This window comes from Streptomyces vietnamensis (genome assembly GCF_000830005.1).
Lineage (GTDB): Bacteria > Actinomycetota > Actinomycetes > Streptomycetales > Streptomycetaceae > Streptomyces > Streptomyces vietnamensis.
In genome coordinates, this window is sequence record NZ_CP010407.1 from 4,392,790 (window position 1) to 4,414,185 (window position 21,396).

The 21,396-nt window shown below is 71.4% G+C and carries 23 protein-coding genes, 1 tRNA gene and 2 pseudogenes; 8 read left to right on the plus strand and 18 right to left on the minus strand.

Annotated elements, in window-relative coordinates:
* Positions 1 to 24 precede the first annotated feature (24 nt).
* Both SVTN_RS19615 and SVTN_RS19620 read left to right on the plus strand, forming a co-directional pair.
* Positions 25 to 1,524, plus strand: coding sequence for an MFS transporter (locus SVTN_RS19615; protein WP_041130284.1), 1,500 nt, complete (start codon positions 25 to 27; stop codon positions 1,522 to 1,524).
* A 35-nt stretch (positions 1,525 to 1,559) separates the two neighbouring features.
* On the plus strand, positions 1,560 to 2,387 hold the full coding sequence (locus SVTN_RS19620) for a TetR/AcrR family transcriptional regulator (protein WP_041130285.1): 828 nt from the start codon (positions 1,560 to 1,562) through the stop codon (positions 2,385 to 2,387).
* 103 nt (positions 2,388 to 2,490) lie between these two features.
* Here the strand turns inward: SVTN_RS19620 and SVTN_RS19625 are convergent.
* A pseudogene (locus tag SVTN_RS19625) lies at positions 2,491 to 3,999 on the minus strand (MDR family MFS transporter); the annotation flags it as partial.
* Between the two features lie 100 nt (positions 4,000 to 4,099).
* Entirely contained in the window at positions 4,100 to 4,549 is a 450-nt protein-coding gene (locus SVTN_RS19630) for a MarR family winged helix-turn-helix transcriptional regulator (RefSeq protein ID WP_041130287.1), read from the minus strand.
* A gap of 159 nt (positions 4,550 to 4,708) precedes the next feature.
* Between SVTN_RS19630 and SVTN_RS19635 the strand changes: the two genes are divergently transcribed.
* The gene (locus SVTN_RS19635; protein ID WP_030685489.1) at positions 4,709 to 4,942 is read left to right on the plus strand and encodes a hypothetical protein; all 234 of its coding nucleotides are present in this window, start codon (positions 4,709 to 4,711) and stop codon (positions 4,940 to 4,942) included.
* Between the two features lie 83 nt (positions 4,943 to 5,025).
* Here the strand turns inward: SVTN_RS19635 and SVTN_RS19640 are convergent, their stop codons facing one another.
* Entirely contained in the window at positions 5,026 to 5,637 is a 612-nt protein-coding gene (locus SVTN_RS19640) for a TetR family transcriptional regulator (RefSeq protein ID WP_041134059.1), read from the minus strand.
* A 73-nt stretch (positions 5,638 to 5,710) separates the two neighbouring features.
* On the opposite strand from SVTN_RS19640, the gene SVTN_RS19645 reads away from it, so the two are divergent.
* The 3 genes from SVTN_RS19645 to SVTN_RS19655 are packed head-to-tail and all read left to right on the plus strand — an operon-like array spanning position 5,711 to position 8,083.
* On the plus strand, positions 5,711 to 6,634 hold the full coding sequence (locus SVTN_RS19645) for an oxidoreductase (protein WP_041130288.1): 924 nt from the start codon (positions 5,711 to 5,713) through the stop codon (positions 6,632 to 6,634).
* A 55-nt stretch (positions 6,635 to 6,689) separates the two neighbouring features.
* Positions 6,690 to 7,262: a TetR/AcrR family transcriptional regulator gene (locus SVTN_RS19650; RefSeq protein WP_041130289.1), complete on the plus strand. Its 573-nt coding sequence runs from the start codon at positions 6,690 to 6,692 to the stop codon at positions 7,260 to 7,262.
* Positions 7,259 to 8,083, plus strand: a complete 825-nt coding sequence (locus tag SVTN_RS19655; protein ID WP_041130290.1) for an alpha/beta fold hydrolase — start codon at positions 7,259 to 7,261, stop codon at positions 8,081 to 8,083. The genes SVTN_RS19650 and SVTN_RS19655 overlap by 4 nt, the downstream gene beginning before the upstream one ends.
* Here SVTN_RS19655 and SVTN_RS45610 read toward each other — a convergent pair.
* The 9 genes from SVTN_RS45610 to SVTN_RS19695 form a co-directional block, all read right to left on the minus strand.
* Positions 8,064 to 8,363 (minus strand): hypothetical protein, encoded by a 300-nt coding sequence (locus SVTN_RS45610; protein ID WP_052499213.1) that lies wholly within the window; start codon positions 8,361 to 8,363, stop codon positions 8,064 to 8,066. The genes SVTN_RS19655 and SVTN_RS45610 overlap by 20 nt on opposite strands.
* A gap of 581 nt (positions 8,364 to 8,944) precedes the next feature.
* Positions 8,945 to 9,859: an RNA polymerase sigma factor SigF gene (locus SVTN_RS19665; RefSeq protein ID WP_041130291.1), complete on the minus strand. Its 915-nt coding sequence runs from the start codon at positions 9,857 to 9,859 to the stop codon at positions 8,945 to 8,947.
* A gap of 235 nt (positions 9,860 to 10,094) precedes the next feature.
* Positions 10,095 to 10,943: an RNA polymerase sigma factor SigF gene (locus tag SVTN_RS19670; RefSeq protein WP_041134061.1), complete on the minus strand. Its 849-nt coding sequence runs from the start codon at positions 10,941 to 10,943 to the stop codon at positions 10,095 to 10,097.
* A gap of 228 nt (positions 10,944 to 11,171) precedes the next feature.
* Positions 11,172 to 11,465, minus strand: a complete 294-nt coding sequence (locus SVTN_RS19675) for a Dabb family protein (RefSeq protein WP_041130292.1) — start codon at positions 11,463 to 11,465, stop codon at positions 11,172 to 11,174.
* 9 nt (positions 11,466 to 11,474) lie between these two features.
* On the minus strand, positions 11,475 to 11,639 hold the full coding sequence (locus SVTN_RS44825; RefSeq protein ID WP_167352206.1) for a hypothetical protein: 165 nt from the start codon (positions 11,637 to 11,639) through the stop codon (positions 11,475 to 11,477).
* 424 nt (positions 11,640 to 12,063) lie between these two features.
* Positions 12,064 to 12,148, minus strand: a tRNA-Ser gene (locus tag SVTN_RS19680).
* A 55-nt stretch (positions 12,149 to 12,203) separates the two neighbouring features.
* Entirely contained in the window at positions 12,204 to 12,632 is a 429-nt protein-coding gene (tadA, locus tag SVTN_RS19685) for a tRNA adenosine(34) deaminase TadA (RefSeq protein WP_041134062.1), read from the minus strand.
* Between the two features lie 245 nt (positions 12,633 to 12,877).
* Positions 12,878 to 13,408, minus strand: coding sequence for a tRNA adenosine deaminase-associated protein (locus tag SVTN_RS19690; RefSeq protein ID WP_041130293.1), 531 nt, complete (start codon positions 13,406 to 13,408; stop codon positions 12,878 to 12,880).
* A 212-nt stretch (positions 13,409 to 13,620) separates the two neighbouring features.
* A complete protein-coding gene (locus SVTN_RS19695) occupies positions 13,621 to 13,833 on the minus strand; it encodes a hypothetical protein (RefSeq protein WP_078908418.1) in 213 nt (70 codons plus the stop codon).
* A 92-nt stretch (positions 13,834 to 13,925) separates the two neighbouring features.
* Here SVTN_RS19695 and upp point away from each other — a divergent pair, with 92 nt between their 5' ends.
* Positions 13,926 to 14,561, plus strand: a complete 636-nt coding sequence (gene upp / locus SVTN_RS19700) for a uracil phosphoribosyltransferase (protein WP_017240523.1) — start codon at positions 13,926 to 13,928, stop codon at positions 14,559 to 14,561.
* A gap of 6 nt (positions 14,562 to 14,567) precedes the next feature.
* On the opposite strand, the gene SVTN_RS19705 is transcribed toward upp, so the two are convergent.
* Positions 14,568 to 15,197, minus strand: coding sequence for a LytR C-terminal domain-containing protein (locus SVTN_RS19705; RefSeq protein ID WP_041130295.1), 630 nt, complete (start codon positions 15,195 to 15,197; stop codon positions 14,568 to 14,570).
* A 112-nt stretch (positions 15,198 to 15,309) separates the two neighbouring features.
* On the minus strand, positions 15,310 to 15,606 hold the full coding sequence (locus SVTN_RS19710; RefSeq protein WP_030209440.1) for a type II toxin-antitoxin system VapB family antitoxin: 297 nt from the start codon (positions 15,604 to 15,606) through the stop codon (positions 15,310 to 15,312).
* Positions 15,607 to 15,703: 97 nt separating this feature from the next.
* On the opposite strand from SVTN_RS19710, the pseudogene SVTN_RS19715 reads away from it, so the two are divergent.
* Positions 15,704 to 17,305: pseudogene (locus tag SVTN_RS19715) on the plus strand (helicase HerA-like domain-containing protein).
* Here the strand turns inward: SVTN_RS19715 and SVTN_RS19720 are convergent.
* The 4 genes from SVTN_RS19720 to SVTN_RS19735 form a co-directional block, all read right to left on the minus strand.
* Positions 17,306 to 18,859 (minus strand): M28 family metallopeptidase, encoded by a 1,554-nt coding sequence (locus SVTN_RS19720; protein WP_041130296.1) that lies wholly within the window; start codon positions 18,857 to 18,859, stop codon positions 17,306 to 17,308.
* A 141-nt stretch (positions 18,860 to 19,000) separates the two neighbouring features.
* A complete protein-coding gene (pip, locus tag SVTN_RS19725; RefSeq protein ID WP_041130297.1) occupies positions 19,001 to 19,951 on the minus strand; it encodes a prolyl aminopeptidase in 951 nt (316 codons plus the stop codon).
* A 62-nt stretch (positions 19,952 to 20,013) separates the two neighbouring features.
* Positions 20,014 to 20,583 carry an RBBP9/YdeN family alpha/beta hydrolase gene (locus tag SVTN_RS19730; protein ID WP_041130298.1) on the minus strand — a complete coding sequence of 190 codons (570 nt, stop codon included), beginning with the start codon at positions 20,581 to 20,583 and terminating at the stop codon, positions 20,014 to 20,016.
* A gap of 92 nt (positions 20,584 to 20,675) precedes the next feature.
* Positions 20,676 to 21,338, minus strand: a complete 663-nt coding sequence (locus SVTN_RS19735) for a TetR/AcrR family transcriptional regulator (protein WP_041130299.1) — start codon at positions 21,336 to 21,338, stop codon at positions 20,676 to 20,678.
* Between the last annotated feature and the right edge of the window lie 58 nt (positions 21,339 to 21,396).

The following is a 21,396-nucleotide window of genomic DNA, read 5'->3' on the forward strand; positions in this document are numbered from 1 at the left end:
TCGTACACCGTATAGGAGCGTCCCATGACAACCCCCGCCCGCCATCCACAACGCTGGCTGATCCTCGGCGTCATCTGTCTCGCCCAGCTCACCGTCCTGCTCGACAACACCGTCCTCAGCGTCGCCATCCCCTCGCTGACCTCCGAACTCCACGCCTCCACCACCGACATCCAGTGGATGATCAACGCGTACTCGCTCGTCCAGTCCGGCCTGCTGCTCACCGCCGGCAACGCCGCCGACCGCTACGGCCGCAAGAAGCTCCTCGCCACCGGCCTCGCGCTCTTCGGCCTCGGCTCGCTCGCCGCAGGACTCGCCGGCTCCACCGCGCAGCTGATCGCCGCCCGCGCGGGCATGGGCGTCGGCGGCGCGCTCCTGATGACCACCACCCTCGCCGTCGTGATGCAGATCTTCGACGACGCGGAGCGGGTCAAGGCCATCGCGCTCTGGTCCACGGTCGCCTCGCTCGGCTTCGCCGGCGGCCCGCTGATCGGCGGCGTGATCCTGAACCACTTCTGGTGGGGAATGATCTTCCTGGTCAACATCCCGGTCGCGGTGATCGCCCTCGTCGCCGTCCTCAAGCTCGTCCCCGAGTCCAAGAACCCGCAGGGCGACCGCCCCGACCTGCTCGGCGCGCTGCTCTCCACCATCGGCATGACCGCCGTCGTGTACGCGATCATCAGCGGCCCCGAGCACGGCTGGCTCTCCGCGCAGGTCCTCGTCCCGGCCGGGATCGGTGTCCTCGGGCTCGGCGCCTTCGCGCTGTGGGAGCTGCACACCCCGTACCCGATGCTCGACATGCACTTCTTCCGGAACCAGAAGTTCATCGGCGCCATCGGCGGTTCGATCCTGGTCGTCTTCGGCATGGGCGGCTCGCTCTTCCTGCTCACCCAGCACCTGCAGTTCGTCCTCGGCTACGAGCCGCTCGAAGCCGGTCTCCGGATGGCGCCGCTCGCCCTGACGATCGTCGGCCTCAACCTGACCGGCGTCGGCCCGAGGATCGTCGTGAAGCTCGGCACCCCGCCCACCGTCGTCCTCGGCATGACCCTGGTCGCCGCCGGCCTCACCTCGATCGCGCTGCTCGGCGGCGGCACGGACGGCAGCTACTGGGGCATGCTGCTCGGCCTGGTCCTGATGGGCGTCGGCATCGCCGTCTCCTCCCCGGCCATGGCCAACGCGGTGATGAGCGCGATCCCGCCGGAGAAGGCGGGCGTGGGCGCCGGGATCAACGGCACCCTGGCCGAGTTCGGCAACGGCCTGGGCGTCGCCGTCCTCGGAGCCGTGCTCAACGCCCGCTTCGCCGCCCTCGTCGCCGTCACCGCGAGCTCCCTCCCGGCCGCCCTGGCCGCCGCCGGCGGCGAGGCCGAGCGCCGGCAGATCTCGGACGCCTTCGCCTCCGGCCTCCAGACCAGCCAGCTGGTCGGCGCGATCGCCGTCTTCGCCGGTGGTCTCCTCGCGGCGGCCCTGCTCAAGCGGGCCGAACGCGCGGAGAAGGCCGTGACCGCCGAGCAGCCGGTCGCTGCCTAGCATGGTGACGGACCGCTGACAGACGGAGGAACGCGATGGTCAAGGCAGCCGATCGGGCCAAGAACCCGGCGCGTTCCAGCGTCTGGCTGGAGAAGAGAGCCACCCGCGGCGGCGGCGGCCCGGCCGGGCTCGACCGGGACCGGATCGTCGCTGCCGCGGTCCGGATGCTCGACGAGGAGGGCCTCGCCAAGCTGTCCATGCGCAAGCTCGCGACCGAACTCGGCGTCACCGCCATGTCCCTGTACTGGTACGTGGACACCAAGGACGACATCCTCGAGTACGCCATGGACAGCGTCTACGGCGAGATCGACCTCGCGGCGGTCGACGCGGCCGAGGACTGGCAGACCCGGATCCGGCTGCTCGCCCTGGACTACCGGCGGATGCTGGTCCGCCACGGCTGGATGTCGCCGAGCGCCGGCCAGTACCTGAACATCGGCCCGAACTCGATCGCCGTCGGCCACAAGATCCACGACACGATCAAGGAGACCGGCCTCTCCCTCGACCGCAGGCCGAGCGCGATGTCGGCGGTCTTCCAGTTCGTGTACGGCTACGGGACGATCGAGTCCCAGTTCGGCCGGCGCGCGGCGGAGGCCGGGATGTCGCAGGACGAGTTCTACGTGGACTCGGTCAACGCCTTCCGGAACGACCCGGAGCTGACGGACCGGATCGAGGGCCTGCGGGAGATCCTCGACGAGCGGACCTCGCACGACGACCTCAGCGCCCTCTGGGACCGCGACTTCGGCTACGCCCTGGACGTCCTGATCGCCGGCATCGAGGTCATGGTCGCGCGCGAGGCGGCAGAAGAAGCACGCGAGGCAGCAGAAGAAGCGCGCGAGGCAGCGGAAGAAGCAGCGGAGAAATGACGGAGCGGCGGGCCGTCCCCTGCCCGCCGCTCCGTACCGGACCCGGCCGCGCCTCCGCTCGAAGCGCGCCCGGGAGTCTTTTTCCTGTCGGCTACTTCTTGTCGGCCTTCGCCGCGTTGCTCTTCAGCGCGACCTCCTTGATGAACAGCGTCACCACGAAGGCGAGCAGCGCGAACGGCGCCGAGTAGAGGAAGACGTCACCGACGCCGTGCCCGTACGCGTCCTCCATGACCGTGCGGATCGGGGCCGGCAGCTTGTCCATGTCGGGGATGCCGCCGCCCGAGCCGCCCTTGCCCATGGCGGCCGCGGCCTTCGGGCCGAGCTCGGCCAGGCCCTCCTTGACGTAGTTCGTGACCCGGTGGGCCATGACCGCGCCGAGCGCCGAGACACCGATCGCACCGCCCAGGGAGCGGAAGAAGGTGACGACGGAGGAGGCGGCGCCGAGGTCGGCGGGGGCGACCTGGTTCTGGGTGCAGAGCACCAGGTTCTGCATCATCATGCCGAGGCCGAGGCCGAGGACCGCCATGAAGAGCGCGATGTGCCAGTACGCCGTGTCGTAGCGGATCGTGCCGAGCAGGCCGAGGCCGCCGGCGGCGAGGGCGCCACCGCTGACCAGCCAGGCCTTCCAGCGGCCGGTCTTGGTGATGATCAGGCCGGAGACCGTCGAGGAGACGAACAGGCCGCCGATCATCGGGATGGTGAGGACGCCGGACATCGTCGGCGACTCGTTCCGCGCCAGCTGGAAGTACTGGCTGAAGAAGACCGTGCCGGCGAACATCGCGACGCCCACGAAGAGCGAGGCGAGCGAGGCGAGGGTGATCGTCCGGTTGCGGAACAGGCGGAGCGGGATGATCGGCTCGCTCGCCTTGGACTCGACGAACACGAAGACCGCGCCGAGGAGGACCGAGCCGCCGACCATGGCGGCCGTCTGCCAGGACATCCAGTCGTACTTGTCGCCCGCGAAGGTGACCCAGACGAGGAGCAGGGAGACGGCGGCGCTGATGAAGAAGGCGCCGGCCCAGTCGACCTTGACCTGACGCTTCACGACGGGGAGCTTCAGGGTCTTCTGCAGGACGATCAGGGCGATGATCGCGAAGGGCACGCCGACGTAGAAGCACCAGCGCCAGCCGAGCCAGTCGGTGTCGGTGATGACGCCGCCGAGCAGCGGGCCGCCGACGGTGGCGACGGCGAAGGTGGCGCCCAGGTAGCCGCTGTACCGGCCGCGCTCACGCGGGGCGATCATCGCGGCCAGGATGATCTGGGAGAGGGCGGTCAGACCGCCGACGCCGATGCCCTGGACGACGCGGCAGGCGATGAGCATGCCGGTGCTCTGCGAGAGGCCGGCGACGATCGAGCCCGTGACGTAGACGATCAGGGCTATCTGGACGAGCAGCTTCTTGGAGAAGAGGTCGGCGAGCTTGCCCCAGAGCGGGGTGGTCGCGGTCATCGCCAGGAGGGAGGCGGTGACCACCCAGGTGTAGGCGGACTGGCCGCCGCCCAGGTCGGTGATGATCTGGGGGAGGGCGTTGGAGACGATCGTCGAGGACAGGATGGCGACGAACATGCCGAGCAGCAGCCCGGACAGCGCCTCCATGATCTGCCGGTGCGTCATCGGGGCGGTCTCGCCGCCACCGCCGGTACCGGTGACGCCGTCCCGCGCACCGGTGTCGGGCGTGGTCGTAGCCATGAACTTCCTTTTTCTCAGGCGTTTCTCAAGCGTGGTGGGCCTGGACCCGGCAGTCCCCGAAGGAGTCGCGGAGGCGGGCGAGCAGGTGGGTGAGGAGTTCGACGTCGTCGTCGGACCACTCCGTGAGGTGGCGGGAGAAGGCCTCGGTCACTCGGCGGTCGAGCTCGCCGAGCATCGCGTGGCCCGGTTCCGTGAGGTGCAGGATGCGGGAGCGCTTGTCGTCCGGGTCGGGCAGGCGCTCGATCCAGCCGTGTTCGACCGTGTGGGCCACATGGCGGCTGCACACGGACATGTCGACGGCCATGAGTTCGGCGAGCCGGCTCATCCGCATGGCGCCGTGGTGCTTGACCAGGGCGAGCACGGCCGCCGAGCCGCCCTGGCATTCGACGGGCAGGGCGCGGGCGAGTCCGCGCTTCACGGCTCCGATCGCGCTCACCGAGCGGGCGAGTTCCTCGTACCTGTTCCGTGTCGCCATCGGGCACCCCCGTCCATCTTGTTGCTTAGGGCAACCATAGAGATGGATGGTTGCTTCAGGCAAACTAAATCGGTCAAACGGCGCTAAAGAATCGGCAAAGGCGGGTGGGGGGAGCCGGGGCTTGGGGCCCCCACCCCGACTTCGCTAGGGTCCTGGCCCATGGCACACAACCCGCAAGCACCGTACGGCCAGGGCCAGCCCCCTCAGGGCCCCGAGGGTTACGACCCCGCCGGCAGCACCCAGATGTTCCGCGCCTTCGTCGACGAGGGCACCCCGCAGCGGCAGCAGCCGCAGGCCGCGGCCGCGTCGGGCGGCCCGCGGGTCGGCCTGATCGTCGGTGTCGTCGCCGTGATCGTCGTCCTGGCGGCCGTCGCCTGGCTGGCGCTGGGCTGACCGCTCCGTACCCCCGTAGGGGTGGGCCGGATCCGCATCGCGCGGACCCGGCCCACTTTTTTATGCGCCCACCGAGTCCAGGTTCATGCGCTTACGGAGTCCAGGGCGGGCGCGAGCAGCGCGAAGGCCTCCCCGATCAGCGCGCCGGGATCCTCGGCGGCCTCCCCCTCGCCCCCGCTCCACCGGTGCAGTACGGCGTCGAAGGCGGCGAGCGCCATGCCCGCCGCGAGCCGGGGATAGAGGTCGGCCTCGGGATCGCGGCCGAGCCGGGCCGCCAGCTCCTCCGCCAGCTCCTCCCGCCATCGCGCCTGGTGTTCGAGGAGGCGGGCGAGCAGCGCGGGCGTCCGCAGGATCAGCCGGACCACCGGAAGCACCCGCTCGGCGTGGTCGCCGCAGGCGGCCAGCGGTACGGAGACGGTGTGAAGCAGCGCCTCGGAGGGGCGCTCCCCGGCGGGCCGGGCGGCGAGCCCCGCGCGCATGTCGGCGCCCATGCCGGCCAGGAACTGGACGACCACGTCCTCCTTGGACGCGAAGTACCGGAAGAAGGTCCGCTTGGAGACCCCGGCGGTGGTCGCGATCTCGTCGACGGTCACCGCGTCGAAGCCCCGGAGGGCGAGCAGCTGGAGCGCCGCCTCGGTGAGCTCGGTCGCGACGAGCTGGCGTTTGCGCTGGGCGAGGGTGGTCACGGGCCCGATGGTAACGCGGTGCCGTCGATGGCATCCAGAGCCAGGCTTGACACTCGGTGACACGAACGGCAACGTGTGCCGCATGACTGACAAGCAGCGCTGGACCGCCGACCTGATCCCGGACCAGACCGGACGGGTCTTCGTCGTCACCGGGGCCAACAGCGGTCTCGGCCTCGCCACCACCCGCGAGCTCGCCCGCCGGGGCGGGCGCGTGATCCTCGCCGTACGGGACGAGGAGAAGGGCCGACGGGCCGCCGAGGGCCTCGGGGTCGACGCCCGTCTCCTCGACGTCCGCCCGCTCGACCTCGCCGACCTCGACTCGGTACGGGCCTTCGCCGAGCGGCTGCGCGCGGAGCACCCCCGCCTCGACGTGCTCGTCAACAACGCGGGCGTGATGGCCCCGCCCCGCACGCTCAGCCCCCAGGGCCACGAGCTCCAGTTCGCCACCAACCACCTCGGGCACTTCGCCCTCACCGGCCTGCTGCTCGACCTGCTCGCCGCCGGAACCGACCCCCGGGTGGTCACGGTCAGCTCGATCAACCACCGGCAGGGCAGCCTCCGCTTCGACGACCTGAACGGCGAGCACGGCTACGCGCCGATGGCCTTCTATAACCAGTCGAAGTTCGCCAACGCCGTCTTCGGCAAGGAGCTGCACCGCCGCCTGACCACGATCGCGAGCCCGGTCCGCAGCGTGCTCGCCCACCCCGGCTACACGGCGACCAGCCTCCAGATGAAGGACACCTCCGGTCTGGCGAAGCTGTTCTTCGGGCGCGTCGGCAATCCGCTGCTCGCCCAGCGCCCGGAGCGGGGCGCGCTGCCCCAGCTGTACGCGGCGACCGACCCGTCCGTCGCGGGCGGCGAGTTCATCGGCCCGGACGGCATGGGCGAACTGCGCGGCACCCCGACCCGCGTACGCCTCTCCGACGCGGCGGCCGACCCCGGGACGGGCCGCCGGCTGTGGGAGGAGTCGGAGCGCCTGACCGGAGTGCGTTTTCTCAGTTCCTGAGCATGCCTAGGGCTGCTAGGTTCCTTCCTAGGATCCCTAGGAAGGGGAAGCATCTGTGGTGCGCGCGGGAATCACCGTCGACGGCCTCGTACGGGCCGCAGCCGAAATGGCGGACGAGAGCGGCCTCGACAAGGTCACCGTCTCGGCCCTCGCCCGCCGTTTCGGCGTCAAGGACGCGAGCCTCTACTCGCACATCCGGAACCTGCGGGACCTGCGGGTCCGGCTCGCGCTCCTCGCCTCGGGCGAGATGAACGACGCCATCGGCGCCGCCGTGGCCGGCCGCTCCGGCAAGGAGGCACTCGTCGCCTTCGCCGACGCCTACCGCGACTACGCCCTCGCCCACCCCGGGCGGTACGCGGCCACCCAGCAGCGGATCGACCCGGCCGAGGTCGCCGACACCGCCGTCCTCCTGCGGGCCGTCGAGCTCACGTACGGCATGCTGCGCGGCTACGGCCTGGTCGAACCCGACCTCACCGACGCGGGCCGCCTGCTCCGCAGCACCTTCCACGGCTACATCCACCTCGAACTGAGCGGCGGCTTCGCGCACTCCCGCCCCGTCGCCGAGTCCTGGGCGCGCTCGCTCGACGCGCTCCATCACGTCCTGGAGAACTGGGGGAACAGTTCATGAACGTCGGAACGCTGAAGGTCCCGGGAGCCACCCTCCACCACGAGACGCGCGGCACCGGCCCCGTCCTCCTCCTCGTCCCCGGCGGCGCGGGGGACGCCGGGCTCTTCGAAGGAATGGCGGACCTGCTCGCGGAAGCCGGGCACACGGTGGTCTCCTACGACCAGCGCGGCCTGTCGCGCAGCCCGCTCGACGGGCCCCTCGGCGACCAGCGGGTGGCCGAGTGGCGCGAGGACGCCCTCGCCGTCCTGGACGCGGTCTCGCCGGACGAGCCCGCGTACGTCTTCGGCAGCAGTTCCGGCGCCATCGTCGCCCTCGCCCTGCTCGCCGCCCACCCGGACCGGGTGCGCCGGCTCGTCGCCCACGAGCCGCCCCTGGTGGAGCTGCTCGCCGACCCCGCCCCGTACCGCGACCACTTCGCCGAGGTGCGCGAGCTGCACCGCACGCAGGGGCTCGGGCCCGCGATGGCCCGGTTCTCCGAGACGCCGGACGGCCGGAAGCCGGAGCGGCAGCACGGCGAACTGCCCGCCTCCATCCGGCCGATGGCCTCCCGCATGGCCGCCAACATGCCGGTGTTCCTGGAGCACGTCCTGTGCCCCTTCTCCTCCTCCGCCCCGGATGTGGACGGCCTGCGCGCCGCCGCCGGGAAGCTGACGCTCGGCATCGGGCGGGAGTCGGCGGGTCAGGAGGCGCTGGTCGGGCCGTCCCGGCGGATCGCGGAGCTGACCGGGGCGGAGACCGTCGAGTTCCCCGGCGGGCACGTGGGCTGCGTGGAGCACCCGGCGGAGTTCGCGAAGGTGCTGGTCAGCGCCATGTCGCGGTGACCTCGCGGGTGTCGACCCGCATGCCGATCGGCACCCGCCAGGAGTCCACGCACACCGTGTACGTCCGGGTCCGCGCCGTCCCGGCGGCGATCGGCGCGGGCAGCGGCTGGCTGGAGGGGACCGTCCCCCAGTCGGTGCCGAGCAGCCCGATGATGTGCGTCGCGAAGCCGACCGTGCCCGAAGTCGCGGCGGAGCCACCGGTGTTGCGGAAGGTCACGGTGACCCGCTGGCACCAGCGCTTGTCGGCGTCGGCGAGGGTGGGCGCGGAGACGGTGAGCACGGCGGGCCCGGGTACGGGGGTCGGCGTGGGGGACGGCGGGGGCGTGGTGGGCGTCGGCGTCGTGCCGGGGGTACGGGGCGGGGCGGTGGTCCCGGCCCCTCCGCCGCCGGGCGCGGCCGTCGGAGCCGTACTCGATCCCGTACCGGATCCCGGTCCTGATCCCGTGCCCGTGTCCGTACGAGAAGACCCGGAGGCCCTGGGGGACTCAGACGCCCCAGGCGTCCCAGACACCCCAGGCGCCTCGGAAGGACCGGAAGAGGCCCCGCTCCCGCCGGCAGAGGGCGCCCCGGGCGCCCCGGAAGACGCCCCGGGGCCCGCAGGCGACGGGGACGACGTACTCGACGTCGTCCCGCTCTCCGAGGGCTCCAGGGGGACCAGCCTGACCACACCCGAGGGGCCGGTCGCGCCCTTGGGGGAGGGGACGGCGCCGACCGCCGCGTACCCCTCGCCGTCTCCTCCGCCACCGCACGCGGTCAGCGCCCCACCGAGGCAGAGCGCCACCGCCACGAGTCCCGGCTTCCTACGCCTCATACGCCCCAGTCTGGCTGACGAGTCGTCAACAAACCGGGGTTTCGGGGAAGTCAGTCGGAGATGAGGCCCTCGCGCAGCTGGGCGAGGGTGCGGGTGAGGAGCCGCGAGACGTGCATCTGGGAGATGCCGACCTCCTCGCCGATCTGCGACTGCGTCATGTTCGCGAAGAAGCGGAGCATGATGATCTGCCGCTCCCGGGGCGGCAGTTTGGCGAGGAGCGGCTTGAGCGACTCGCGGTACTCGACGCCTTCGAGGGCCGAGTCCTCGTAGCCGAGGCGGTCCGCGAGGGAGCCCTCGCCGCCGTCGTCCTCGGGCGAGGGGGAGTCGAGCGAGGAGGCGGTGTACGCGTTGCCGACGGCGAGGCCGTCGACGACGTCCTCCTCCGACACCCCGAGCACGGCGGCGAGTTCGGGGACGGTGGGGGAGCGGTCGAGCTTCTGGGCGAGCTCGTCGCTGGCCTTGGTGAGGGCGAGGCGCAGCTCCTGGAGCCGGCGCGGGACGCGGACCGACCAGGAGGTGTCGCGGAAGAAACGCTTGATCTCGCCGACGACGGTCGGCATCGCGAACGTCGGGAACTCCACGCCGCGTTCGCAGTCGAAGCGGTCGATCGCCTTGATCAGGCCGATGGTGCCGACCTGGACGATGTCCTCCATCGGCTCGTTGCGGGAGCGGAAGCGGGCCGCCGCGTACCGCACGAGGGGGAGGTTGAGCTCGATGAGGGTGTCGCGGACGTAGGTCCGCTCCGGGCTGTCGGCGGCGGCGCCTTCGTCGTCGAGGGCGCGCAGGCGCAGGAACAGGGAGCGGGAGAGGGTGCGGGTGTCGAGGGCTCCGGGCGTGACCGTCATCGGCGGCGGCGCGGTCTCCGCGGTCTCCGTGCTGTCGGTCGCGGTCGGCGCCGTCGTCTGCGTGGGCACGGGAACGGGCGTGAGCGTGAGCACCTTCGAGCTGCCCAGTTCTGTGGACATGCCACCCCCTTGAGGTCGCGGACGGTCGCGGTGGCCGCGACCATCTGAGGAACGCAGCCTCCACCTGAATACCGGCGGCGGGGCTGCGGCAAACTCGGTTCCAGCAGAATGTCACATGTCGGCAACACGCTGTAGTGACTTGTCGACACAGACAGCTGACATTTCCGCAGGAAACAAGGGGTGTACGGCATTTGGGGTGTCGGAGAACTGCTCCGAACCGGTCTACCCGTTCCGGTTACGCCTCGATCCTGTTTGCGGATCTCAAGCGGGCGAAGCTGCGGGCGAGGAGCCTTGACACGTGCATCTGGGAGACGCCGAGCTCCTGACTGATCTGGGACTGGGTCAAGTTGCTGTAGTAGCGCAGCATCAGGATCCGCTGCTCCCGTTCGGGCAGCTGGACGAGCAGGTGGCGGACGAGGTCGCGGTGCTCGACGCCGGCCAGGGCGGGGTCCTCGTAGCCGAGCCGGTCGAGCAGTCCGGGCAGCCCGTCGCCCTCCTGTGCGGCCTCCAGGGAGGTGGCGTGGTACGAGCGGCCGGCCTCGATGCAGGCGAGCACCTCGTCCTCGCCGATCCGCAGCCGCTCGGCGATCTCCGCGGTCGTGGGGGAGCGGCCGTGAGCGGTCGTCAGGTCCTCGGTGGCGCCGTTCACCTGGACCCAGAGCTCGTGCAGCCGGCGCGGCACGTGCACGGTCCGGACGTTGTCGCGGAAGTACCGCTTGATCTCGCCGACGACGGTCGGCATCGCGAAGGTGGGGAACTGCACGCCGCGGTCGGGGTCGAAGCGGTCGATGGCGTTGATGAGGCCGATGGTGCCGACCTGGACGACGTCCTCCATCGGCTCGTTGCGGGAGCGGAAGCGGGCCGCCGCGTACCGCACGAGCGGCAGGTTGGCCTCGATGAGGGCCCCGCGCACCCGGTGGTGCTCGGGGGTGCCGGGCTCCAGGTCCTTGAGCTGCCCGAAGAGCACCTGGGTGAGGGCGCGGGTGTCGGCGCCGCGGCTGCTCTGGGGCCGGGGGCGCGGGGTGTCCACGGCTCCGCCCGCCTCGTGCTGGGGCGGGACCTGAGGTGCTGTACTGGCCGGCACGTTCACGCCACCCCTTTGGCTGGTCTTGCTGGTCGACTGGGTAACTGGGTCACTGGGTCAACTACGGTCAACTCATCCGTCAAAAGCGGTCATAGCATCACAAGACATGTCCACTGTGTGCAAGCACCGCATAGTCACGTGTTGAGGGCATGTTGGCGGAAAAAGGGGAGGTCACGCACGGAAAAGGCCCCCCGCCGCGACGGCAGGGGGCCCCGGTACGAGCGAGGACTAGAAGGCGTAGTCCGCGATGACCCAGGTGGCGAACTCGCGCCACTGGGCGACGCCCGCCTGGTGCGCCGGGTGGTCCAGATAGCGCTGGAGCGCGTCCGTGTCCTCGACGGCCGAGTTGATGGCGAAGTCGTACGCGATCGGCCGGTCCGTGATGTTCCAGTCGCACTCCCAGAACTTCAGCTCCGGGATCTGCCCGCCGAGCGCGCGGAACGCCTCGACACCGGCGACCACGCGCGGCTCGTCGCGCTTGACGCCGTCGTTGAGCTTGAAGAGGACCAGGTGGCGGATCACGGAGAGCTCCTAATTGATGAGTTCGGTCATGAACTGACCGACTCCCTGGGCTGCGCTGGAAATGCCCTCGAACCCTACCTGCACCAGATCGGCCGCCCGGGCCGGGGAGGTGACGATCGTGTACACGATAAAGACCATGACCGCGTACAGCGCGACCTTCTTCGCCTGCGCCACTGCCCCGCCCTCCCCAGTTCCCCCGCCCGTACGACCGCGCCACTCTAACCGAGCCCTTATGGACCAAGGGCCCTGCGATCCGGGCCTTTCGCCGCCACACGGAAGGGTGACGGGCGAGCAGTATGGATGTCGAGCCCGGCGGATCTGGCAGGAATCGGCGGGGCTCGAAGGAACCGGCCCGCACTGCGGGGTCCGTGCCGCGGGCTTCCCCCCTGAACGCGGCGCAGGACTTGCCGGACCGGTTCTCGTCGGGGGGAGCGGCTTGTCCCCCCGATGCCGTTCCCCCCGTCCTGCGTGAGAAGGCCCCGGCCGCGCGACGAGCGCGGACCGGGGCCTTTCGCGTACGAGTCCCGTACGGGTCCGGTACGGAGGGGAGATACGCCGAAGGGCCCGGCGCTTGATGCGTCGGGCCCTTCGATCGAAGCGGTAGCGGAGGGATTTGAACCCTCGGTGACTTGCGCCACACTCGCTTTCGAGGCGAGCTCCTTCGGCCGCTCGGACACGCTACCGAGAGAGAGCTTAGCCCAAAGTTCCGCTGCGATGAAATCCGTATCCCGTCGCAGGTCAGCGGGTGCGGAAGAAGGCCGTCAACTGGGCCGCGCACTCCTCGCCGAGGACGCCCTGGATCACCTCGGGGCGGTGGTTGAGCCGACGGTCCCGTACGAGGTCCCAGAGCGAACCGGTCGCGCCCGCCTTCTCGTCGAGCGCCCCGAACACCACCCGCTCGACGCGCGACTGGACGAGTGCGCCCGCGCACATCACGCACGGCTCCAGGGTCACGACCAGCGTGCAGCCCGTCAGCCGCCACTCGCCGGTCGCCGCGGCGGCCCGGCGCAGGGCGAGCACCTCGGCGTGCGCGGTGGGGTCGCCGGTGGCCTCCCGCTCGTTGTGCGCGCGGGCGATCACCGCGCCGTCCGGGCCGAGCACGACCGCGCCGACCGGTACGTCACCGGCCGGCGCGGCCGCATCGGCCTCGGCGATGGCGAGCCGCATGGCCTCCCGCCAGGGGTCCCGCACGGGGTCGGGCGCCGCGTTCGGGCCGGCGTCCCGTACGGAGTCGGATGCCGCGCCCGGTTCGGGGTTCCGTACGGCGTCCGGGCCGGCGTCCCGTACGGGGTCGGGAACGGCGTCCCGCACGGGATCGGGCGCCGCGCCCGGGTCGGGGTTCGGTACGGGGTCGGGAACGGCGGCCGGCGTCGCACCGGTCGGCCGCTCGGGAACAGGTACTGCAGGGGTCACTAGCGGACGGCCTCCAGGACCTCGGCGGCGCCCAGCGCGTCCGCGATCTCCGCGAGCGCGTCGCTGTCGAGGGCCAGCAGGTCCTCCGCCGACATCCCGAGGTCCGCCAGGATCAGCCGGTCGCCCACCGGGGCGGCCGGGACGGCCTCGGCGGCGACGGAGCCCGCCTCGTCGTCCTCGTCGGCGTCGAGCGGCTCCCCGTCCTCGGTGCCGTCCAGGTCCAGGTCGTCGAGGTCGTCGACCAGGTCGTCCAGGTCGTCACCGAGGAGCTCCCGGGTGAGCATCTCCCCGTACGAGGAACGGGCGGCGGCGGCCCCGTCCGAGACGTAGATGCGAGGGTCTTCCTCACCCTCGATCCGGACGATCCCGAACCACGCGTCCTCCTGCTCGATGAAGACGATCACCGTGTCGTCGTCCGAGGCCTCACGGGCGAGCTCGGCCAGATCCGACAGGGTCTCCACGTCGTCGAGCTCCGTGTCGCTCGCTTCCCACCCGTCTTCGGTGCGCGCGAGCAGTGCGGCGAAGTACACCTGACTCTCTCCCACTGATCAGAGGTGTGACGTTCCGGCGGCGCGAGCCTGATGCCCCGCCCAATCGGCATCGTGACAGATACGACGCCGTCTGGAGAGGTCTTCGGCTCTTGCGTCGTGCATCAGTCTGAACGACCCCGCGATCGGGTGGGCGTGCGACCCCGGCGCACGGAGGGGGCGCACAACGGATCATCCGCCCGGTGCGTCGGACCTCACCAGCGGAAGGTCCGCATGCGCATCGCCTGGCGCATCCGGGCGGCCCGGGCGCGTCGCGGCTGCACCCGTTCGCGCAGCGCCTTGGCCTCGTTCAGCTCGCGGAGGAACTGGGCGCGGCGCCTGCGGCGCTCCGCGTCGGTCTCCGGTCCCGCCGGCGCCCGGGCCGCCCCCTCGGCGGCTTCCTCGGCCGGTTCTTCCAGGTCGGGCATGGGCCACACCACCCCATCGCTGGGTCCCTGTGCCCCCACTTTCCCCCAGCGCCATGGGTCGACGCCAGTGCGCGGCGGGCTACTGTTGAGTCATGCGTCTCCACGTCGTCGACCACCCCTTGGTCGCCCACAAGCTCACCACCCTGCGCGACAAGCGCACGGACTCCGCGACCTTCCGCCGTCTCGCCGACGAGCTGGTCACCCTGCTCGCCTACGAGGCCACCAGGGACGTGCGGACCGAGCAGGTCGACATCGAGACCCCCGTCACGCCCACGACCGGCGTGAAGCTGTCGCACCCGCGTCCGCTGGTGGTCCCGATCCTGCGGGCCGGGCTCGGCATGCTCGACGGCATGGTCCGGCTGCTCCCGACGGCCGAGGTCGGCTTCCTCGGCATGATCCGCAACGAGGAGACGCTGGAGGCGTCGACCTACGCCACGCGGATGCCGGAGGACCTCTCGGGCCGCCAGGTGTACGTCCTGGACCCGATGCTGGCGACCGGCGGCACGCTGGTCGCGGCGATCCAGGAGCTCATCAAGCGCGGCGCCGACGACGTGACCGCGGTCGTGCTCCTCGCCGCCCCGGAGGGCGTCGAGGTCATGGAGCGCGAGCTCGCGGGCACGCCGGTGACCGTCGTGACGGCCTCGGTCGACGAGCGGCTCAACGAGAACGGCTACATCGTCCCGGGCCTGGGCGACGCGGGCGACCGCATGTACGGCTCCGCGGAGTAGAAGTCCTCAGCACTTTCCGGTCGGTACGGGCGCGGGCTTGGTCAGGGCGACCAGGGCCGCGTCCGCCGTCGCTTTCGGGGACAGCGTCTTGAACGCGGTTCCGATGATCAGGTCCACATCCGGCGTGGCCCGTGTGTCGGCCTTGCTCGTGGTGCCCGCGAGCTGGGTGCCGAGGACCGGGAGGGCGCCCTTGACGGCCGCGGGCGCGCCGAGCAGCAGGCCGGTGCCCGGGACCTTCTTGTCGTAGGCGACGGGTGCGTTGCCCACCTTGCCGATCTTGAAGCCGCGCTTCTTCAGCTCGTCCGCGGTCGTCTTGGCGAGCCCGCTGCGCGGGGTCGCGTTGTAGACGTTGACCGTGATCTGCGCGGGCTTGGGGAAGGCGGCGGCGGGCGCGGTGGTCGGCTTGGGCGCGGGCTTGCAGTCGGCCTGCTTCCCGGCCGTCGTCTTCGTCCCCCCGTCACCGGAGAAGACGTCGACGAGCTGCAGCGTCCCCCAGCCGGCCGCGCCGAGCACGACCACGGCAGCGGCGGACGCGAGGACGATCCTGCGCCGGCGGTGGGGGCGGCGCATGCGGGGGTAGACATCCCCCGTAATGCGGTACTTACCGCCCATGCCGGGGGGAGTGAGCATGCTCATGAACGCAGCGTAATGCCGCCCGTCGGCGATGCCTACTTGATGATCATGTGATCGCGTCCGGATGGGGGCGAACTGACCCCGAAAGGATCAGTCGGCCGGGGTGCCCGAGGGCTCAGTCGAGTTCCAGGACGCGGGCGTGCAGCACCTGGCGCTGCTGGAGCGCCGCGCGGACGGCGCGGTGCAGTCCGTCCTCGAGGTAGAGGTCGCCCTGCCACTTCACGACGTGCGCGAAGAGGTCGCCGTAGAAGGTGGAGTCCTCGGCGAGCAGGGTCTCCAGGTCCAGCTGGCCCTTGGTGGTCACCAGCTGGTCGAGGCGGACCGGGCGCGGGGCGACGTCCGCCCACTGCCGGGTGCTTTCCCGGCCGTGGTCGGGATACGGCTTTCCGTTTCCGATGCGCTTGAAGATCACACGGAAAGCCTACCGGGCGAGCGGCTCCCGGCGCAGCCACGCGGGGGCAGTGGGATGCTGGTGCGAACCGTGACAAAAGGGAAATTGGGGTGCCGTCATGAGCGCGAGCGAGCAGCCGCCGACCCCCGGAACGGCCGGGACGCCCCCCGCCTCTCCGGCCGGGCCCGCCGCCGAGATCGCCGCCGGGTACGCCTTCGAAGGACCCGCACTCGAACTGGGGGCCCTGCTCTGGGACGGCGTCTGTCACCCGGACGCGCGCATCCGCATCCCGCTGCCCGTACTGAACCGGCACGGCCTCGTCGCCGGAGCCACCGGCACCGGCAAGACGAAGACGCTCCAGCTGATCGCCGAGCAGCTGTCGGCGAACGGCGTGCCGGTCTTCCTCGCCGACATCAAGGGCGACGTCTCCGGCGTCTCGGCCCCCGGCCAGGACGGCGAGAGGGTCAGGCAGCGGGCCGCCGAGGTCGGCCAGGAGTGGCGGGCGCGCGGCTTCCCCTGCGAGTTCTACGGGCTCGGCGGCACCGGCCCCGGCATCCCGGTCCGCGCGACGGTCACCAGCTTCGGCCCGGTGCTGCTCTCCAAGGTGCTCCGGCTCAACCAGACGCAGGAGCAGTCCCTCGGCCTGATCTTCCACTACGCCGACTCCAAGGGCCTGGAGCTGATCGACCTCAAGGACCTGCGGGCGGTGGTGGCCTTCCTGGTCTCGGACACGGGGAAGGCCGAGCTCAAGGGGATCGGCGGCCTCTCCACGGTCACGGCGGGGGTGATCCTGCGGTCGATCACGGCCTTCGAGCAGCAGGGCGCGGCGGGCTTCTTCGGGGAGCCGGAGTTCGACACGGGCGAGCTCCTGCGGACGGCGGCGGACGGGCGCGGGATCGTCTCGGTCCTGGAGCTGCCGGCCGTGCAGGACAAGCCGCAGCTGTTCTCGACCTTCCTGATGTGGATGCTGGCGGACCTCTTCAACGACCTGCCCGAGGTCGGCGACCTCGACAAACCGAAGCTGGTCTTCTTCTTCGACGAGGCGCACCTGCTCTTCAGCGGGGCGTCGAAGGCGTTCCTGGAGTCGATCACGCAGACGGTGCGGCTGATCCGCTCGAAGGGCATCGGGGTCTTCTTCGTGACGCAGACCCCGAAGGACGTCCCCTCGGACGTGCTCGGGCAGCTCGGCAACCGGGTGCAGCACGCGCTGCGCGCCTTCACCCCGGACGACGCGAAGGCCCTGAAGGCGACGGTGCGGACCTTCCCGAACTCGCCGTACGACCTGGAGGAGGTGCTGACCGGCCTCGGCACGGGCGAGGCGGTGGTCACCGTACTGAGCGAGAAGGGCGCGCCGACGCCGGTGGCGGCGACCCGGCTGCGGGCCCCCGAGTCGCTGATGGGGCCGGTGGACGCGGCGGCCCTGGACGCGGCGGTGAAGGCTTCGCCGCTGTACGGGCGGTACGCGGAGGCGGTGGACCGGGAGTCGGCGTACGAGAGGCTGACCGCCGAGCAGCGGGCGGCGGAGGCGGCGGCGCTCCGGGCCGCCGAGGAGAAGGAAGCGGCGAGGGCCCCCGCTCCGAAGAGTCGGAAGGAGGAGCCCTCGCTCGCCGAACAGGTGGTGGGCAGCGGGATCTTCAAGTCCCTGGCCCGGTAGGTCGGGACCCAGCTGGGCCGGGAGATCAGCCGCTCGCTCTTCGGGACGGCCCGCCGGAGGCGGTAGCTACTGCGTCACCTCGTCGTGGTCGCCGTGCAGGCCGCCGCCGCTGCCCGCGTCGCCGGTGGTCGGGACGGAGACGACCGGCTTGCGCAGGGAGGAGAGGTCGTGGGCGTAGGTGCCCACGGCGTTGGCGATGACGTCGATGTTCACGTCGAAGGCCGTCATGTCGATGTTGCTGATGTCGTCGCCCTTGGCGTGGTAGTTCACGTCGTACGCGACGCCCGCCGTGCCGCCGAACTTGGCGGCCTGGGCAGGGGTCTTGATGCCCTCGGCGCCGGTGAAGGTGCCGCCGGAGGGGATGCCGACCGCGATGAACGGGCCGTAGTCGGAGCGGCCGGTGAAGTCGGTGCCCTCGTGCGGGGCCCCGCTCCTGTCCATGAAGTCGGTGATGTCGCGCTCCAGTTGGGCGGATCCCTCGGGGCCGGCGCCCGCGCCGACGCCGTCCGAGTTGTCGCCGTCGTACACGAACAGGCCGTAGTTCGGCGAGGCGATCATGTCGAAGTTGAGGTAGAGCTTGATCTCCTTCTTGTCGAGCGCGGTGAGGCTGTCGACGTAGTGCTCGGAGCCGAGGAGGCCGACCTCCTCCGCCGACCACCAGGCGAAGCGGATCTTGTTGCGGACCTTGTCCTTGGACCTGGCGAGCTCCAGGGCGGTCTGCAGGAGACCGGCGGAACCGGAGCCGTTGTCGTTGATGCCGGGGCCCGCGGTGACGGAGTCGAGGTGGGAGCCGAGCATGACGGTGTTGGCGGCGTTGCCGCCCCTGGTCTCCGCGATGACGTTGTTGGTGGAACGCTTCTCCTGGAGCTGGCGGATCTCGAAGGAGAGCGAGACCGGGCCCTTGGCGAGGTCGGCGGCGAGCTGCGTGCCCTCGGCCAGGCTGATGCCGCCGGTGGGGATCGCGCCGGAGGCCGGGTCGCCGAGGGTGCCGGAGAGGGCGCCGTCGACGTTGTTGTAGACGATCGCGCCGGCGGCGCCGGCCGCGGCGGCGTTCTGCTGCTTGACCGCGAAGGTGCAGCCGCCGCGCTTGATCAGCGCGATCTTCCCGGTGAAGGTGCCGGAGGCGAAGTCGCCCGGCTCGCAGCCGGTGGTTCCGTCGGCGTCGACGGGCACGGCCGCGAGCTCGGCGGTGATGCCGCCGACCGGGGTGGACTTCGTGTACGTCATCGCCTTGATGCCGAGCGTCCGGGGCGCGGGCGCGACGACGGAGGCCTTCTCGGCGAGCGTCTCGGTGTAGACGAAGTCGAACTGCTGGTACCGGACGTCGTACCCGGCCTTCTTGAGCTGCGTGTACACATAAGCGGCCGAGGCGTCGTGGCCGAGCGTGCCGGCCGCGCGGTTGCCGCGGGCGGAGTCGGCTATCGCCTGGAACTTCTGCAGGTGCTTGTAGGCGTCCTGGGCGGTGGTTTCGCGGACCAGCTTCTTCGCCAGCCGTGCGGCGTCGCGGGCGGGTGCGGCGGCCGGGTCCTGTCCCGCGGTGGCGGGGGAGGCGAGGACCAGCGGGGTGGCGAGGGCGGCGGCGGCGAGGATGGCCGCGGCTCGGCGCTGGGATGCGTTCACAGAAGTCCCTTCCCGGTACGGACGAGGTTGAGGGGAAGTTAGCGATCGTGGGGGCATTCTGTGAACAGATCTGCCGCAATTCCTGTCAGGTCGAACAGGAATGAAATGTGGAATTATCAATTCCCGCCCGTTCGGCCGTATTCAGCCCTTCGTGGAGCCGTTCTTCGCGAAGCGGTCCAGGGCCGCCAGGATCAGCCCCCCGGTCTCCTCGCCGCCCAGGTGCCCCGACCTCTCCACCACGTGCAGCTCGGCGTCCGGCCAGGCGCGGGCCAGTTCCCAGGCGGTGGTGAGCGGCCCGCCCATGTCGAGCCGGCCGTGGATCAGGACCCCGGGGATGCCGGCGAGCCGGTGCGCGTCGCGGATCAGCGCGCCCTCCTCCAGGAAGGCGCCGTGCGCGAAGTAGTGCGAGCAGATCCGGACGAAGCCGAGCCGGGTGTCGTCGACCCGGTCGGTGTACGGGGTGCCCATGCCCTCCGGCGAGAGGACCGCGTCCTCCCAGGCGCACCAGTCGGCCGCCGCCTTCTCCCGTACGGCCCGGTCGGGGTGGTTCATCCGGGCCGCGTACTCCCCGACCAGGTCCGCCGCGTGCTCCGCCCCCGCGCGGAAGCGCTCGTGGGCCTCGGGGAAGAAGCGGCCGACGCCCTCGTACAGCCAGGCGGTCTCGGAGCGGCGGGTCGTCGTGACGGCCGCAATCACGATCTCCGAGACGCGCTCGGGGTACGCCTCCGCGTACGCCAGGATCAGCGTCGAGCCCCAGGACCCGCCGTACAGCAGCCACTTCTCGACCCCGAGGTGCTCCCGCAGCCGCTCCATGTCGGCCACCAGGTGCGCGGTGGTGTTCACGGACAGGTCGGCGGCCGGGTCGCTCGCGTGCGGGGTGGAGCGCCCGCAGCCGCGCTGGTCGAAGAGGACGATCCGGTACGCCTCCGGGTCGAACCAGCGCCGGCTGCCCGGGGATGAGCCGGAGCCCGGCCCGCCGTGCACGACGAGCGCGGGCTTGCCGTCCGGGTTCCCGGAGACCTCCCAGTGGATGCGGTTGCCGTCGCCCACGTCGAGCAGGCCCTGGTCGTACGGTGCGGTCACGGGATGCATCCGGCCGACGCTACTGGTCCAAGGGCCGCTGGGCAGCCTGTTTTCCGGCCCGCTCACGGCCCTTACGGGTTCACATTTCCCCGCACCCGTACGGTCGGGTCCTCGCACCACTCAAGGACCGAGGGCCACTCCCCGTACCCCGAGTCGGGGTTGAGGTGCTCGCCGTCCGGTACGAGGTCCAGGTCGAGGCCGAGCGGGATGCCGTAGTGCAGGTCGGCGCCCTCGGGGCAGTACGGGTCCCCGTCCCCGTACACGAGCCGCGCCTTGAGTCCCGCCTCCGTCAGGTCGAGGCCGTCGGCGAAGGCGGCGATCTCCGGGATCGAGGCGGTGACCTGCGGGGAGGGCGGGGCGACCAGGAGGACCCGGTCGGCATCGGGCCGCCGCGCCCCGGCGCGCAGCCAGAGCAGCACCGACAGGCTGTGCGCGAGGACCACGAACTCGCCCTCGGCCGGGCGCTGCCCGTGCTCCTCCAGGGCGTCGAGCCAGGCGTCGAGGTCGGGCGCGTCCGGCGCGGGCAGCTGGGGGTAGCGGACCTCGTGGCCGCGCTCGCGCAGCTGCCCGGCGAGCCAGTGCTGCCAGTGGGCGGGCGGGCGGCGGTTCTGGAAGCCGTGCAGGATCAAGTACGTGGTCATGGCGTGATCTTGCGCCGCCGGGGGCCCGCCGGTCCACCATCCGCCACGGACGGGCCCCGGCTCCGCAGGGTCAGCGGCTCCCGCACACTGCCTTAGCTACGCAGGGTCAGCAGCTCCCGCACGCCGGCCTTGAGCCGGTCGGCCGGCAGTTCCTGCTCGACCGTCAGGTGGTGCATGACGTCGGGCGAGAACGGTGCGAGCGCCAGGTGCGCGAGGAGCGTGCTGTCGCTGCCCGGCCTGAGCCGGCCGATGAGCAGGGCCATGTGCGTGTGCATCACCCGGTAGGCGCCGCTGTGGTAGCGGGCGCGGGGCGCGGCGGAGTGGGCCGCGAGCAGCAGGGCGCGCTGCGAGGCGACCCGGTCGACGAGCGCGTCGAGGAAGGCGTCGAGCCGTTCGGCGGCGGGGGCGCCGGGGCCCAGCGGGGGAGGTCCGCTCATGTACGCCTCCTGGAACAGGCGCTCGCGCTCGTCGAGGAGCGCCCACAGGAGCTGGGAGACGTCGCCGAAGCGGCGGTAGACGGTGCCGACGCCGATGCCGCTGGCGTGGGCGACCTGGTTCATGGTGACGGCGTCGGGGCCTTCCTCGGCGACGATCCGGGCGGCCGCGTCGAGGATGCGGCGCCGGTTGCGGGCCGCGTCGGCGCGCTCGGGGGCGGGGGCGTCGACGGTGGGGAGCAGGCTGAGTACCGGCACCGCCGCACCGTCTCCGGACCGGTCTCGGGACCGGTCTCCGGACTGGGGGTTCTCCGTGCTCATCTGCCGACTCCTGTTCGCTGAGCCCCGTTCCCCCGTCGGTCGCTTTCTGATGCGAGCA

What these genes read in the sequence shown, in the direction of transcription:
- SVTN_RS19630 (WP_041130287.1), bottom strand. Translation starts at nt 4,549, where the DNA reads ATGGCGACACGGAACAGGTACGAGGAACTCGCCCGCTCGGTGAGCGCG.
- tadA (WP_041134062.1), bottom strand. Translation starts at nt 12,632, where the DNA reads ATGCGGCTCGCCATCGCCGAGGCCGATGCGGCCGCGCCGGCCGGTGAC.
- SVTN_RS19695 (WP_078908418.1), bottom strand. Translation starts at nt 13,833, where the DNA reads ATGCCCGACCTGGAAGAACCGGCCGAGGAAGCCGCCGAGGGGGCGGCC.
- SVTN_RS19735 (WP_041130299.1), bottom strand. Translation starts at nt 21,338, where the DNA reads ATGAGCACGGAGAACCCCCAGTCCGGAGACCGGTCCCGAGACCGGTCC.
- SVTN_RS19655 (WP_041130290.1), top strand. Translation starts at nt 7,259, where the DNA reads ATGAACGTCGGAACGCTGAAGGTCCCGGGAGCCACCCTCCACCACGAG.
- SVTN_RS19615 (WP_041130284.1), top strand. Translation starts at nt 25, where the DNA reads ATGACAACCCCCGCCCGCCATCCACAACGCTGGCTGATCCTCGGCGTC.
- SVTN_RS19645 (WP_041130288.1), top strand. Translation starts at nt 5,711, where the DNA reads ATGACTGACAAGCAGCGCTGGACCGCCGACCTGATCCCGGACCAGACC.
- SVTN_RS19620 (WP_041130285.1), top strand. Translation starts at nt 1,560, where the DNA reads ATGGTCAAGGCAGCCGATCGGGCCAAGAACCCGGCGCGTTCCAGCGTC.
- SVTN_RS19665 (WP_041130291.1), bottom strand. Translation starts at nt 9,859, where the DNA reads ATGTCCACAGAACTGGGCAGCTCGAAGGTGCTCACGCTCACGCCCGTT.
- SVTN_RS19730 (WP_041130298.1), bottom strand. Translation starts at nt 20,583, where the DNA reads ATGACCACGTACTTGATCCTGCACGGCTTCCAGAACCGCCGCCCGCCC.
- upp (WP_017240523.1), top strand. Translation starts at nt 13,926, where the DNA reads ATGCGTCTCCACGTCGTCGACCACCCCTTGGTCGCCCACAAGCTCACC.
- SVTN_RS19705 (WP_041130295.1), bottom strand. Translation starts at nt 15,197, where the DNA reads ATGAGCATGCTCACTCCCCCCGGCATGGGCGGTAAGTACCGCATTACG.
- pip (WP_041130297.1), bottom strand. Translation starts at nt 19,951, where the DNA reads ATGCATCCCGTGACCGCACCGTACGACCAGGGCCTGCTCGACGTGGGC.
- SVTN_RS19635 (WP_030685489.1), top strand. Translation starts at nt 4,709, where the DNA reads ATGGCACACAACCCGCAAGCACCGTACGGCCAGGGCCAGCCCCCTCAG.